17 protein-coding genes and 3 pseudogenes are annotated in these 13,211 nt (G+C 70.2%); 17 read left to right on the top strand and 3 right to left on the bottom strand.

What is annotated here, in order from left to right:
• Positions 1-196 precede the first annotated feature (196 nt).
• Positions 197-1,561 (bottom strand): glutamate--cysteine ligase, encoded by a 1,365-nt coding sequence (locus JGR68_RS01315; RefSeq protein ID WP_199363210.1) that lies wholly within the window; start codon positions 1,559-1,561, stop codon positions 197-199.
• A gap of 147 nt (positions 1,562-1,708) precedes the next feature.
• Between JGR68_RS01315 and JGR68_RS01310 the strand changes: the two genes are divergently transcribed.
• Positions 1,709-2,398 carry a VIT family protein gene (locus JGR68_RS01310; protein ID WP_199363209.1) on the top strand — a complete coding sequence of 230 codons (690 nt, stop codon included), beginning with the start codon at positions 1,709-1,711 and terminating at the stop codon, positions 2,396-2,398.
• Between the two features lie 18 nt (positions 2,399-2,416).
• Here the strand turns inward: JGR68_RS01310 and yihA are convergent, their stop codons facing one another.
• The gene (gene yihA, locus JGR68_RS01305; RefSeq protein ID WP_199363208.1) at positions 2,417-3,031 is read right to left on the bottom strand and encodes a ribosome biogenesis GTP-binding protein YihA/YsxC; all 615 of its coding nucleotides are present in this window, start codon (positions 3,029-3,031) and stop codon (positions 2,417-2,419) included.
• A 121-nt stretch (positions 3,032-3,152) separates the two neighbouring features.
• Between yihA and JGR68_RS01300 the strand changes: the two are divergent.
• The 10 genes and pseudogenes from JGR68_RS01300 to JGR68_RS01250 all read left to right on the top strand — a co-directional run.
• Positions 3,153-3,917, top strand: a pseudogene (locus JGR68_RS01300) (c-type cytochrome); the annotation flags it as partial.
• A gap of 319 nt (positions 3,918-4,236) precedes the next feature.
• The gene (locus tag JGR68_RS01295; protein WP_199363206.1) at positions 4,237-4,893 is read left to right on the top strand and encodes a thiol:disulfide interchange protein DsbA/DsbL; all 657 of its coding nucleotides are present in this window, start codon (positions 4,237-4,239) and stop codon (positions 4,891-4,893) included.
• A gap of 32 nt (positions 4,894-4,925) precedes the next feature.
• A complete protein-coding gene (locus tag JGR68_RS01290) occupies positions 4,926-5,780 on the top strand; it encodes a thiol:disulfide interchange protein DsbA/DsbL (RefSeq protein ID WP_199363204.1) in 855 nt (284 codons plus the stop codon).
• A 73-nt stretch (positions 5,781-5,853) separates the two neighbouring features.
• Positions 5,854-6,594, top strand: a complete 741-nt coding sequence (locus JGR68_RS01285; protein WP_199363272.1) for an endonuclease/exonuclease/phosphatase family protein — start codon at positions 5,854-5,856, stop codon at positions 6,592-6,594.
• A gap of 6 nt (positions 6,595-6,600) precedes the next feature.
• Positions 6,601-7,143 (top strand): YaeQ family protein, encoded by a 543-nt coding sequence (locus tag JGR68_RS01280; protein WP_199363203.1) that lies wholly within the window; start codon positions 6,601-6,603, stop codon positions 7,141-7,143.
• A gap of 64 nt (positions 7,144-7,207) precedes the next feature.
• A complete protein-coding gene (locus JGR68_RS01275) occupies positions 7,208-7,654 on the top strand; it encodes an FKBP-type peptidyl-prolyl cis-trans isomerase (protein ID WP_234446548.1) in 447 nt (148 codons plus the stop codon).
• 210 nt (positions 7,655-7,864) lie between these two features.
• Positions 7,865-8,083 (top strand): annotated as a pseudogene (locus tag JGR68_RS01270) (transposase); the annotation flags it as partial.
• A gap of 272 nt (positions 8,084-8,355) precedes the next feature.
• Entirely contained in the window at positions 8,356-8,757 is a 402-nt protein-coding gene (locus JGR68_RS01260; protein WP_199363200.1) for a hypothetical protein, read from the top strand.
• A 78-nt stretch (positions 8,758-8,835) separates the two neighbouring features.
• Positions 8,836-9,039: pseudogene (locus JGR68_RS01255) on the top strand (low affinity iron permease family protein); the annotation flags it as partial.
• Between the two features lie 29 nt (positions 9,040-9,068).
• Positions 9,069-9,512, top strand: coding sequence for a hypothetical protein (locus JGR68_RS01250; protein ID WP_199363198.1), 444 nt, complete (start codon positions 9,069-9,071; stop codon positions 9,510-9,512).
• A gap of 10 nt (positions 9,513-9,522) precedes the next feature.
• Here the strand turns inward: JGR68_RS01250 and JGR68_RS01245 are convergent, their stop codons facing one another.
• On the bottom strand, positions 9,523-10,086 hold the full coding sequence (locus tag JGR68_RS01245; RefSeq protein ID WP_199363196.1) for a lipocalin family protein: 564 nt from the start codon (positions 10,084-10,086) through the stop codon (positions 9,523-9,525).
• A gap of 164 nt (positions 10,087-10,250) precedes the next feature.
• On the opposite strand from JGR68_RS01245, the gene JGR68_RS01235 reads away from it, so the two are divergent.
• The 6 genes from JGR68_RS01235 (at position 10,251) to JGR68_RS01210 (ending at position 13,143) form a co-directional block, all read left to right on the top strand.
• Entirely contained in the window at positions 10,251-10,859 is a 609-nt protein-coding gene (locus tag JGR68_RS01235) for a cold shock and DUF1294 domain-containing protein (RefSeq protein ID WP_234446547.1), read from the top strand.
• Between the two features lie 12 nt (positions 10,860-10,871).
• On the top strand, positions 10,872-11,234 hold the full coding sequence (locus JGR68_RS01230) for a VOC family protein (RefSeq protein ID WP_199363194.1): 363 nt from the start codon (positions 10,872-10,874) through the stop codon (positions 11,232-11,234).
• Positions 11,231-11,614 (top strand): MAPEG family protein, encoded by a 384-nt coding sequence (locus tag JGR68_RS01225; protein WP_199363192.1) that lies wholly within the window; start codon positions 11,231-11,233, stop codon positions 11,612-11,614. Before JGR68_RS01230 ends, JGR68_RS01225 begins: the two co-directional genes overlap by 4 nt.
• 78 nt (positions 11,615-11,692) lie before the next feature.
• The gene (locus JGR68_RS01220) at positions 11,693-12,118 is read left to right on the top strand and encodes a DUF1801 domain-containing protein (protein ID WP_199363190.1); all 426 of its coding nucleotides are present in this window, start codon (positions 11,693-11,695) and stop codon (positions 12,116-12,118) included.
• Positions 12,119-12,197: 79 nt separating this feature from the next.
• Positions 12,198-12,692, top strand: coding sequence for a TspO/MBR family protein (locus tag JGR68_RS01215; RefSeq protein ID WP_199363188.1), 495 nt, complete (start codon positions 12,198-12,200; stop codon positions 12,690-12,692).
• A gap of 22 nt (positions 12,693-12,714) precedes the next feature.
• Positions 12,715-13,143, top strand: a complete 429-nt coding sequence (locus JGR68_RS01210; protein ID WP_199363185.1) for a VOC family protein — start codon at positions 12,715-12,717, stop codon at positions 13,141-13,143.
• Positions 13,144-13,211 lie beyond the last annotated feature (68 nt).

The following is a 13,211-nucleotide window of genomic DNA, read 5'->3' as shown; positions in this document are numbered from 1 at the left end:
TGCGATCACCGCGGTGGCCAGCGCGCAGGGGTACGGGTCGCAGCTATAGCTGCTCCTACAGGAAACAGAGGAAGCACCCGGCGCGCCGCCGCTGGCGAAGCCGGCAGCCCCGCCCCACCCCGCCCCCATTTCGCTCTATCCGTGTAAATGGAGCTCTTGATCCGCGCAAATCCGTGGCAAAAGCGCTCTACCGCCCTCAGTACGCAAACTCGCGGAACACGCGATCGATATCCCCGCCCCACTCGCCGTGGTACAGCGCGAGCTTGCGTTCGGCCGGGGTTTCGTTGGCCTGGGCGAATTCGATCAGGGGTTCGAGGAAGGGGCGCTCATCCTGGTCCTGTTCGTTGCGACGGTCGCGGCGGGCAAGGCCCGCGGCGGAGATCTCCAGCGCGCGCAGAGCGAGGTCGCGCACCGTGCCGCCGCGGAACGGCAGCTTCAGCGCGTGCTTGGGCACGCCGTCGCGCAGCGCGTGGCGCTCGGCCAGGGTGAAGTCCTTGACCAGGTCCCAGGCGGCGTCCAGCGCGGCATCGTCGTACAGCAGGCCGACCCAGAACGCGGGCAGCGCGCAGATGCGGTTCCAGGGGCCGCCGTCGGCGCCGCGCATCTCGAGGAACTTCTTCATCCGCACTTCCGGGAAGGCGGTGGTCATGTGGTCGGACCAGTCCTGCATCGTCGGCAGCGCGCCGGGCAGCACCGGCAGGCGGCCGTCCATGAAGTCGCGGAACGACTGCCCGCTGGCGTCGTGGTAGATACCGTCGCGGTAGCTGAAGTACATCGGCACGTCGAGCAGGTAGTCGACGTAGCGCTCGAAGCCGAAGCCGTCCTCGAACACGAAGTCGAGCATGCCGGTGCGGTCGGGATCGGTGTCGGTCCAGATGTGCGAGCGCCAGCTGAGATAGCCGTTGGGCTTGCCCTCGGTGAACGGCGAATCCGCGAACAGCGCCGTCGCCACCGGCTGCAGCGCCAGCGACACGCGGAACTTCTTCGCCATGTCCGCCTCGTCGGCGTAGTCCAGGTTGACCTGCACCGTGCAGGTGCGGGTCATCATGTCGAGGCCCAGGTCGCCGACCTTCGGCATGTAGGCGCGCATGATCCGGTAGCGGTCCTTCGGCATCCACGGCATGTCGGCGCGCGTCCACTTGGGCTGGAAGCCCATGCCGAGGAAGCCCAGCCGCAGGTCGTCGGCGACGGTCTTGACCTCGAACAGGTGGCTGCCGACTTCGCGGCAGGTGTCGTGGATGGTCTCGAGCGGCGCGCCGGAGAGTTCCAGCTGGCCGGCGGGCTCCAGCGTCACCGAGGCGCCGTCCTTGCTCAGCGCGACCACGCGGCCATGCTCGGCCACCGGCTCCCAACCGTAGCGGGTGAGGCCGTCGAGCAGCACGCCGATGCCGCGATCGCCGTCGTACCGGGGCGGACGCAGGTCGTCCAGGCGGAAGCCGAACTTCTCGTGCTCGGTGCCGATGCGCCAGTCGCCGCGCGGCTTGCCGCCGGAGGCGAGGTGCTCGACCAGTTCGTCGCGCGAGCGGATCGGGGCGTCGTTGCTGCTGCTGGGACTGGACACGTGGGAGGCTCGCCGGCGCGGATGGAGGGGCGCCGGTCACTCCCGGCCCGAAGGCGGCCACTATATCGTCCGGGATATGACGTCACCCGCACGCTGGCGGGCCGCAGCGTCGCCTCCATCCATGCAATCGAACGCCAGGAGCCCGCCATGCCACCTCCCGAGCATCACCGCAGCGGCCGCGCCGGCTGGCTGCGTGCGGCCGTGCTGGGCGCCAACGACGGCGTCGTCTCGATCTCCGGACTGGTGGTCGGCGTGGCCGCCGCGGGCGCGCCGGCGACGGTGATCCTGGCCAGCGGCGTCGCCGGCACGGTCGCCGGCGCGTTCTCGATGGCCGCCGGCGAATACGTCTCGGTGCAGTCGCAGGCCGATACCGAACAGGCCGACCTCGCGCTGGAGCAGCGCGGACTCGACGAGCACCCCAGGCGCGAACTGGCCGAGCTCGCCGGCATCTACGAAGGCCGCGGCCTGGAGCCGGCGTTGGCGCTCGAAGTCGCGCGCCAGCTGACCGCGCACGACGCACTGGCCGCGCACGCCCGCGACGAGCTGGGCTTCCACGAACTCGGCCGGCCGCGGCCGCTGCAGGCGGCACTGGCCTCGGCGGTCGCCTTCATCGCCGGCGCCGCGCTGCCCATCGCCAGCGCCGTGCTGGCGCCGCATGCGGACGTGGTGATGGTGACCACCGTGGCGACCTTGGCCGGGCTGTCGCTCACCGGCGCCACCGCGGCCCGGCTCGGCGGCGCCCCGGCGCTGCGCGGCGCGGCGCGGGTGGTGTTCTGGGGCGCGGCGGCGATGCTTGCCTCGGCGCTGATCGGCAACCTGTTCGACATCGCCGCCTGAGGGCGGCGCGGCAGCGGCTCAGTCGGGCGCGATCTCGAGCCAGCGGCAGATCACCCCGCGGGCCTGGTCCACGCCCAGCTTGGATTCGCCGGAAAAGGCCTGCACGCCGACGGTGTCGCCGTAGTCCTTCTCCAGGTCGCGCTTGACCGCCTGCACGGCGCTGGCGACCGCGCCACGCGACAGCTTGTCGGCCTTGGTCAGCAGCGCGTGCGCCGGCAGGCCGCGGGTGACGGCGTAGCCCAGCATCTGGCGGTCGTAGTCCTTCAGCGGATGGCGGATGTCCATCACCACCACCAGGCCACGCAGCGCCTGGCGGTTCTGGAAATACTTGTCGAGGAAGGCCTGCCAGTGCGCGCGCAGGTCCAGCGGCACCTTGGCGTAGCCGTAGCCCGGCAGGTCGACCAGAAAGCGGTTCTCGTGCTGGGGCAGGTCGAAGAACACCAGTTGCTGGGTCCGGCCCGGCGTCTTGGACACGCGCGCCAGCGCGTTCTGCTGGCACAGGGCATTGAGTGCGCTGGACTTGCCGGCATTGGAACGGCCTGCGAACGCGACTTCGAATCCGCCGTCGGGCGGCAATTGGCGGGGAGTGTGCGCCGCCAGCATGTACTGGGCGCGGGCAAGGGGATTGGCCATGCGCACAGGATCGCATGGAAGCCCCCGGGGGCGCGTTTGACCGCCCGAAGCCCGCGACCGGATAATGACGGGCCTTGCGACCGGGCCATGCCCGGTATCCCGATCTCCGGAGTCCAGCCAGATGCGTCACGCCCGCAGCTACCTCCTCGCCGGTTTCGCCGCCCTTGCGGTCGGCGCCGTCGCCTTCGCCCAGACCACGGTCGCCCCGCTGGAGGAAACCGCGCCCGTCGAGGCCCTGCCGCTGGAATCCGTCGACGCGCTGGCCGAGCTGGCCAAGACCAAGCCCGGCAACGCCCAGAACGGCGCCACCCTGGCCGGCACCTGCGCCGCCTGCCACGGCCTGGACGGCAAGGCCACGATCCCCGAGATCTACCCGAACCTCGGCCAGCAGAGCGAGCTGTACATGGCCCGCCAGCTGGCGCTGTTCAAGAGCGGCGAGCGCCAGAACGCGATCATGCAGCCCTTCGCCTCCATGCTCTCGGCGCAGGACATGCGCGACGTCGGCGCGCACTACGCCACGCAGGCGCAGTCGGCCGGCATCGCCGACGACACCGTGGTCAGCGAAGGCCCCTACGAGGGCATGAAGTTCTACGAGGCCGGCCAGCAGCTGTACCGCCGCGGCGATTTCGAGCGCGGCATCCCGGCCTGCATGGCCTGCCACGGCCCCAGCGGCGGCGGCAACCCCGGCCCGGCCTACCCGCTCGTGGGCGGCCAGCAGTCCTGGTACACCGCGCGCCGCCTGCAGGAATACCGCGCCGGCACCAGCACCGAGCGCGACACCCGCATGTTCGAGATCATGGCCGAGATCGCCCGCGAACTGAGCGACGAGGAAATCGGCGCGCTGTCGAGCTACATGCAGGGCCTGCACAAGCGCCCGGACGCCGCCACCCTGGCGGCGATGGCCGCACTGCCGGCCCAGGCCACGGCTCCCGCCGCCGCGCCGGCCCCGGCGGCCGAGGCCGCACCGGCCGATGCCGCCGGTGCCGAGGGCGCCGCGCCTGCGGATGCCGGCGACACCGGCACCGAAGCCACCGACGGTGCCGCCGAGTCCGCTCCGGCCGGCGACGCCGCCACCGCCCCGGCCACGGACGTCCAGCAGGCTCCGTGACCGGAGTCCGGCGGCATCGCGCCGCCAGCATGCACACTGCGTGACACCCAGCGCCGGCCAGGCCCCTGTGCCGGCGCTTTTTCTTGACCGAGGCCCGATGCCGATGCTCCAGCGCCTGTCCACCGCCCTCCTCGTCCTCGCGCTGGCCACGCTCGCGTGGCTGCCCGCCTCCGCGCGCGCCGACGACGGCCTGGTCGAAGGCCATGACTTCGTCACCATCCCCGACGGCGAGCCGCTGCGGGCCGAGCCGGGCAAGGTCGAAGTGGTGGAGGTGTTCGCCTACTGGTGCCACGTCTGCAACGACTTCCAGCCGGTGCTCGCGCAGTGGCAGCGCCGCCTGCCGGCCGACGTCGCCTTCCGCTACCTGCCCGGTGCGTTCACGCAGAACGATGCCGCCGCGCGGGCATACTTCGCCGCGGCGTCGCTGGGCGCGCTGGACAAGACGCACGAGCCGACCTACCGCGCCCTGCATGTCGAGCAGTCGCTGCCGGCACGTGGCGCCTCGCTGGACGAGTACGCCACGCTGTACGCCGGCTTCGGCCTCGACCGCGCGCAGGTGCTCGCGGCGATGCGTTCGCCGGAGACCGACGCGCAGATGGACGCGGCGCGCAGGTTCATCATGGCCGCTGGCGTTCAGGGCACGCCGACGATCATCGTCAACGGCCGCTACCGCGTCATCGGCCGCAGCTTCGGCGACCTGCTCCGCATCACCGACCTGCTGGTCGCGCGCGAGCGCGCCGCCGGCGCCCGCTGATTCCCGCATCCGCAACACAACGAGTGCACACCATGACCAAGCGCCTCCTCGCCCCCCTGCTCCTGAGCCTGCTGCTCGTCGCCTGCGGCGGCGCTGAAACGCCCGCGACGCCCGATACCGCCACCGCGCCGGCCACGCCCACTGAATCCACGGCCCCCATCGCCGACGAGCCTGCGGCCACCGGCGAACCCGCCGCCGAAGGCACCGCCGCCACGGCCGCCGATGCCGCCACGCCGCCTGCCGACGCCCCGGCCGATCCCGCCGCCGAGGCCGCGGTCGCCGCTGCCGCGCAGGCCGCCGCCCAGGGCCCGGCCCTGGTGCCCGGCACCGACTACGTCGAGATTCCCGGCGGCCAGCCCTTCGCCCCGCTCAACGGCAAGGTGGAAGTGGTCGAAGTGTTCGCCTATTCCTGCGGCCACTGCGCGGCCTTCGATCCGCTGGTCGGCGCCTGGAAGAAGCGCCTCCCGTCCGACGTCCGCTTCACCATGCTGCCGGCCGCCTTCAGCGACCAGGACAAGTTCGGCCCGGCCTTCTTCGCCGCCGAAGCCGTGGGCGTGATCGACCGCGTGCACACGCCGCTGTTCAACGCCATGCACATCGAGCGCAGCCTGCGCCCGAACGCCAGCGCCGACGAGATCATCGCGGTCATGGCCAAGAACGGCGCCGATGCCAGCCAGCTCAAGGCCACCATCGACAGCTTCGCAGTCAAGGCCCAGATTGGCCGCACCCGCCAGTTCATGCAGCGCAGCGGCATCGACGCCACCCCGACCGTGGTCGTGAACGGCAAGTACCGCGTGCGCGGCCGCACGCTGGAAGACATCCTGCGCATCACCGACCAGCTGGTCGCCCGCGAGCGCGCCGCGACCCAGGCCGGTGGCGGCCTCTGATCCCGCCCAGGCGCAGGCCCAGCCTGCGCCCGACGCCGCTGCCGGCGCCGATGGCGCCGCGCAGCGGCTGAAGCTGCTGAGCGCCAACATCCAGGCCGGCTCCAGCACCCGCCGCTACAGCGACTACGCCACCCGCAGCTGGTCGCACGTGCTGCCGATGGGCAACAAGCGCGGCATGCTCGACGCCATCGCCCAGCTGGCCGGTCGCCACGACATCGTCGGCCTGCAGGAAGCCGATCCCGGCAGCTGGCGCTCCGGCTTCACCAACCAGACCCACTACCTGGCCGAACGCGGCGGCTTCGACTACTGGACCCACCAGCCCAACCGGCGCGTGGGCCAGTTCGCCTCCAGCGCCAATGGCCTGCTGAGCAAGTTCGAACCGCTCGACATCGCCGTGCACGCGCTGCCCGGGCGCATCTCCGGCCGCGGCGTGCTGGTGGCGAAGTTCGGCGAAGGCGACGATGGCCTGACCATCGCCGTCGCGCATCTTTCGCTGGGCGCGCAGTCGCGCGCCTCGCAGCTGTCGTTCATCGCCGAACTGCTGGCCGGGACCCCGCACGCCGTGCTGATGGGCGACTTCAACTGCACCGTGGACCAGCCCGAGATGGCTGCGCTGTTCCGCCAGACGCGCCTGCAGCCACCGGCGTGCATGGTGCACACCTTCCCGAGCTGGAAGCCGCAGAAGGCGATCGACCACATCCTGGTGAGCGACGGCCTCGGCTGCCGCGACATGCAGGCCTTCCCGGCCGCATTCTCGGATCACCTGGCGCTGTCGGTCGAACTCGACGTGCCGCAAGCCGCGCTCAAGCGCTGAGTCCCCATGCCCAAGTCCACCGTCGTCAAGGCCGAACTGCAGATCAGCGACATGGATCGGCACTACTACGCCACCCACAACCTCGTGCTTGCCCAGCATCCGTCGGAGACCGACGAGCGCCTGATGGTGCGCCTGCTGGCATTCGCCCTGTATGCCGACGAGCGCCTCGAGTTCGGCCGCGGCCTGAGCGACGAGGACGAGCCCGCGCTGTGGAAGCGCGACTACACCGGCGACGTCGAACTGTGGATCGAACTCGGCCACCCCGACGAATCCCGCGTGCGCAAGGCCTGCGCGCGTGCGCGCCAGGTGGTGGTGCTCAACTACGGCGGCCGCGCGTCCGACCTCTGGTGGGAGAAGGCCGGCGGCACCCTGTCGCGGCTGAAGAACCTCACCGTGCTCTCGCTGCCGGCCGAATCACCCGCCGAACTCGCCGCCATCGGCGAGCGCGGCATGCGCCTGAACGTGCTGGTGCAGGACCGCGAGCTGCAGCTGATGGGCGACCTCGGCAGCATGGCGGTCCGCCCCGACGTGCGCATCGCCGCCGCCTGAGCGGCGTGCCGCGCCACGCGCGGCTGGGCTAACCTCGCGGCTCGTCCGAACGGAGCCGCCCCGCATGTCCAACCGCCTGAGCCGCACTGCCGCGGCCCTGTCCTGCCTGCTGATGATCGCCGCCTGCGGCAAGACGCCGCCGCCGTACACGGGCGGTGACGTCGGCGAGTTCCAACGCATCGACGTGGCCGAAGGCACGGGCGATGTCGCCCAGGCCGGCGACGAGGTCAGCGTGCACTACACCGGCTGGCTGCATGACCAGAGCGCGGCCGACAGGCGCGGGGAGAAGTTCGACAGCTCCGTGGATCGGGGAGAGCCGTTCGTCTTCATGCTGGGCGCCGGGCGCGTGATCCGCGGCTGGGACGAGGGCGTGGCCGGCATGCGGATCGGCGGCAAGCGCGAGCTGCTGATTCCGGCGGACCTGGGCTACGGCGCGAAGGGCGCGGGCGGCGTGATTCCGCCGGGGGCTTCGCTGGTGTTCGAGGTGGAGTTGTTGGATATTCGGCGCTAGGGGTCGGGGGACCTGCAACTGCGGAGGGGCGTGCCGGGGTGCAGCGGCGCATACCGGCGTTCTTGAGGCGGTATGCGGTACCACCGCTTCGCCGCACAGTATTTTCTGTAGACCACTTTACCGCCCCGTTTTTGGGGCTTACTTAGGGAAGGTCTGAACAACTCCCCCGTCCCGGGCGACAATAGCGCCACCTGAAGTGGATGACGATCGATGCAGCTGACGTTCGGTGATGCCGAGGGCCTGGGCCAGCGCAAGCGCACGCGCCGGGAGATCTTCCTGGCGGAGATGGATCAGGTGGTGCCGTGGAAGGCGCTGCTGAAGTTGATCGAGCCGCACTACCCGAAGATGGGTCGTCCGGGGCGGCAGCCGTATCCGCTGGCGACGATGCTGCGTATCCACTTCCTGCAGCAGTGGTACGGCCTGAGCGACGAAAGAGTACAACTTTGCGGACGTGAGATCGTGGGAATCAAATCTGCAAACGGGCGGCATGGCTGTGCACGGAGGGTCGAGCCTCAGCGGCGCATCGAGCGTAGGGGCTGCGAATCTCGGCCGAAGCATTGCGAATCGCCGGGCAAGTGGACTTTTTGTGCTCACCCGAGATGTGGACAATCCTCGATGGCGAATTGAGATGCTTGGGAAACGCGAGCAGTCGAAATGGATGGAAATACTTCAGCAAAGCATCAACGAATAGAGAGAAACTCATGAAAGCAATTGCCGCGATCCTCCTGCTAATGTCGACAGGTGCTTTGGCTCAGCAGGCGGTCAATCCCGTTCTTGTCCTGCAGATAAAGGCCGACGCGTGCAAGAAGGCAGGTATTGAGGAGCTTGATGGAGAGGGCCTCAGTGCACTGCTCGACAGATTTGGGGCGAGCGGAGAACGCCGCACTCCCGACGAGTGGGGCTGCGCCATCGTCGGAACGCTCAATCGTGCCCAAACCGTGAAGGTTCTCGGCAAGCCTACCCGGTCGATGGGGGGGATGGTTTTCTTCAAGGACAAGGCGCGAGATCCCGACACTGATGATCCATTGACCTTGCAAGTTGTGTTTCTCAACGGAACTGACATGCCGGCAACCCATGTAACGCATGTCGCGAGCGACAACTGATCCGCAAGAGCCGATTGGCTTTGGCCAATCATTTAGCCGTGGCCGCTTCGCGGGCACGGCTTTTCTGTCGAGGCACGAAAGAACCGCGACACCGAAGCCATCCAGATCAAGCTCGACGAGCTGATCCGCGCCACGCGGGGCGCGCACAATGCGCTGCTGGACCTGGAGGACATCGAGGAGCAGAGCCTCGACGCCTTCAGGGCCAGGTACCGTGCGCTGGCCGCTGCGGCCCGTGCGGAACTGGACCTCGGCAACGAGGACACCGGCACCCCGGAGCCATGACCCGCACACCGACTCCCGCAAGGATCCGCATGAGCCGCTGCACGCCGACCCTGTTCGCCGCCCTCCTGCTGCTGGGCGGATGCGCCTCGCCGTTGCCAACCGGCGACGCGCCGTGGATCGATCCCGGCCAGGCCGTGCTGCGCGCCGCCGCGGCTCCGCTCACGGGCGTGACCGGCGTGTTCGCGCTGACGGTCCAGGCGACGGGTCGCACCGACAAGCTGCACCTCAACTCGGAGCGCGACTACCGCGACCCGCGCAACCTGTCGATCGCGGTCATGCCGAGGGTCGCCACCGAGCTCGAAGCCCTGTACGGCAACGCGCCCGAGGTCGCGCTGCGCGGCAAGCGGATCCAGGTGGCCGGCACCGCGCGCCGGGTGCGCATCGACTTCACCGTGGACGGCGAACGGACCGGCAAGTACTACTACCAGACCCACGTCCGGGTGACGCGGGCATCGCAGATCCGCGTGCTCTAGCCGCGGCGCGTCACTGTTCGGTGCGGATCAGGCGCGAGGTGTCGTAGCCCATGGCGTGCGCCTTGGCGACCAGGGCGTCGAGCTGCTCCGGGGCGATGGTCTTGTCGCGGGTGAGGAACCAAAGGTACTTGCGGTCCGGCGATCCCACGACGGCCCAGCGGTAGTCCGGGTCGAGGTCGATGATCCAGTAGTCGCCCCACACCGCCGGCAGGAAGGACAGGAAGGCCGGCGCGAAGCGCACTTCCAGCTTCGAGGTGCTGTCGTCCACCTTGCGTGCAATGGCGCGCGCCTCGATGCGCTCGCCCTTGTCGTTGTCGCACTGGTTGACGACGTCGATGCGGCCGTCGTCGCGCAGGCTGTAGTTGGCGGTGGTGTTGGCCACGCAGTTGCGCTGGAAGAACAGCGGCAGGTGCGCCTGTTCGTACCAGGTGCCGGCGTAGCGCTCCAGGTCCACCGAAGACACGGCTTCGACGGCCTGGCCGCGGGGGTCGGGCGTGTCTTCGGGCTGGGTCAGGGCGACGCCGGGGGCGGCGAGCAGCGCAAGGACGGCCAGGAGGCTGGTGCGACGGGACATGGAGGATCCGGCGTGAATGGGGCCGCTCTGGATCGCACAGCGACCGTGTTTGGCGCATGAAGCCGGGCACCGGAGGGCGCGACGCGTTGTGCGCGGCGACGGCACGCGCCTACCATCTGCCGACGCCGCCGGGGGGCGCGGGCAGCAGGGAACGGGGACCCACGATGAGACTGGCAGGCCGCATCGCCGACTGGAACGACGACAAGGGCTTCGGCTTCGCGACGCCCAGCGGCGGCGGCACGCGTGCGTTCGTGCACATCAATGCCTTCCAGCGCGGTTCGCGCCGGCCCGCGGAGGGCGACCTGGTGTCGTGGCTGCCGGTGGTGGACATGCGCGGGCGGACGAACGCCACCCAGGTCCGCCATGCGGGCGAGAAGATCGCGGTGCCACGGCAGCCCTCGCGCATTCCGCGGGCGGCGCTGGGCACGCTGGTGCTGCTTGCGACCGCGGTGGCCGGCGTGGCGGGTTGGGTCCCGCTGCCGCTGGTGGCCGCCTATGTCGTCGCCAGCCTGCTGGCCTGGCTGATGTACCGCTCCGACAAGCTGGCCGCACAGCGCGAGCTCCAGCGCACGCCGGAAGCCACCCTGCATCTGGTCGGCCTGTTGTGCGGCTGGCCCGGTGCGCTCATCGCGCAGCAGCTGTTCCGGCACAAGACGATCAAGCAGCCGTTCCAGCTGGTGTTCTGGAGCACGGTGGTGCTCAACCTGGCGGCGGTGGCCTGGCTGCTGCGCTCGGGATTCGCAGAAGGCCTGCTGGCCACGTTCGCCAACTGAAAAGGAGGTTCCATGTCGCGCCACGAAAAGATCAACTACGTCGAGTTCCCCTCGCTGGACCTTGGCGCCAGCAAACGCTTCTTCGCCGAGGCGTTTGGCTGGAGCTTCGTCGACTACGGCCCTGACTATGCCGCGCTCGCCGACGCGGGCCTGGACGGCGGCTTCTTCCGCGCCGACGTCGCCGGCAGCACCGGACGCGGCAGCGCACTGGTCGTGCTCTACAGCGATGCGCTGGAGGCGACGCTGGCCAAGGTCGAGGCCGCCGGCGGCAAGATCGTGAAGCCGGTGTTCGCCTTCCCCGGCGGCCGCCGCTTCCACTTCGTCGAGCCCGGCGGCAACGAGCTGGCGGTGTGGACGGAGGCCGACGCGCCATGAACCCTGTCGACCTCGTCGCGCTGCTCGCCGTCGCGCAGCTGGTGTTCTTTGCGGTCCTGGTCGGCCGCGCGCGTGGCCAATACGGCGTCAAGGCGCCGGCGGTCACGGGCCACGAGGGCTTCGAGCGCGCCTATCGCGTGCAGATGAACACGCTGGAGCTGATGGTGGCCTTCCTGCCGGTGCTGTTCATCGCGGCGAAGTACTGGCCGCCGGCCCATGTCGCGGGCGTCGGGGCGGTGTATCTGGTCGGCCGGCTGATCTACTGGCGCAGCTACGTCGCGGCGCCGGCCAGCCGCGGGCTGGGTTTCGCCCTGTCGATGTTCCCGATCCTGGCGCTGCTCATCGGCGGGATCGCCGGCGCGCTGCGCGGGGCGGGCTGAGCCGGTCGCAGCCGCCCGCGGCCGGGTTCCGCGTTGACACGTTGCCGGTCGCGGGCTGGCGCATGCGAGGACACACCGATGGCCGAAAACAGGACCCGCCCCACCGACGCCAGCGTCGTGCAGTACCTGGACGCCAACGCCACGCGCACCGGGCAGCGCGCCGATGCCGAGGCGATGATGGCCCTCATGGCCCGCATCACCGGCGAGCCGGCGACGCTGTGGGGCCCGAGCATCGTCGGCTTCGGCCGCTACCGCTACACCTATGCCAGCGGACGCAGCGGCGAGGCGCCGCTGGCCGGCTTCGCGGTCCGCGGGCGTGACCTCGTGGTCTACCTGGACTGCGAAGACGAAGGCGAGGCGCAGCAGGCGCTGCTGGCACGATTGGGCAGGCACAGGATGGGCAAGTCCTGCCTCTACATCCGCCAGCTGGCCGACGTGGACCTGGCGGTACTGGAAGCCTTGGTCCACGACTCCATCGCGCAGGTGCGCCAGCGCTACGGCTAAGCGCGGGCGGCCACCTTGCCGCCCTGTTCACATCGCCCGCCCGTAGCGTGGCGGCCTTCAACCAGCCAGGGACGCCGCCATGCACAGGATCACCGGAAAGCAGCAGTTCGTCGGCCTGTTGGCCTGGCTGGCGGTGACCGGGGTCGCGGCCTTCGCCGGCAGCATGGCCTCGCGGCGCTCGGACGACTTCTACGGGCTGCTGGAGCAACCCGCATGGGCGCCTCCGCCGGAGGTCTTCGGCCCGGTGTGGACGGTGCTCTACATCCTGATGGCGGTGGCGGCCTGGATGGTCTGGCGCATCGGCGGCTTCGACCGCGCGCGCACGGCGCTGACGCTGTATCTCGTGCAGCTGGTGGTCAATGCGTTGTGGAGCTGGCTGTTCTTCGCCTGGCAGATGGGCGCCGCGGCGCTCGCGGACATCGCGCTGATGTGGGTGCTGGTGGTGGCGACGATGCTCGCCTTCTGGAAGCACAGCCGCGTGGCCGCGCTCCTGCTGCTGCCCTACCTGGCCTGGATCAGCTTTGCCGCCATGCTCAACCTGCGACTGTGGCAGCTCAACCCGGGCGTGCTCTGACCCCCGCACCTGGAGGCATGACATGGAGACGCAGGACCTGCACCGCGGCCGCCTGATCGACCACCTGCAGCTTGTGGTGGCCGACCTGGCCGCGTCCAAGGCCTTCTATTCGGCGGTGCTCGGGGCGCTCGAGGTGCCGATGGGTGGCAGCGGCGATGGCTGGTTCTGGGCCGACGAACTGTTCGTGTCCACGCGCGACAGCGAGGCGGCGCAGGGCGTGCTCACCGGACGCCAGCACCTGGCCTTCCAGGCGCGTGACCGCGACATGGTCGAGGCCTTCCACCGCGCGGCGCTCGCCAGCGGCGGGCGCGACAACGGCGCGCCGGGCGAGCGCGACTACCATCCCGGCTACTACGCCGCCTTCGTGCTCGATCCCGACGGCAACAACATCGAGGCCGTGTACCACGGCGAAGCCCGGCGCAGCGCGCCTTCGGTGCACATCACCTTCTGAAGGCGCCCCACGAGGCCGCCCGCGGGGCCGCGGCAAGCGGCGCGGCCTGTCGCCAGGCCGCGCCCCGC

The organism is Luteimonas sp. MC1750 (assembly GCF_016615955.1).
GTDB lineage: Bacteria > Pseudomonadota > Gammaproteobacteria > Xanthomonadales > Xanthomonadaceae > Luteimonas.
The sequence above is the reverse complement of the archived record's forward strand: the minus strand, read 5'-3'. Positions and strand labels throughout refer to the sequence as shown.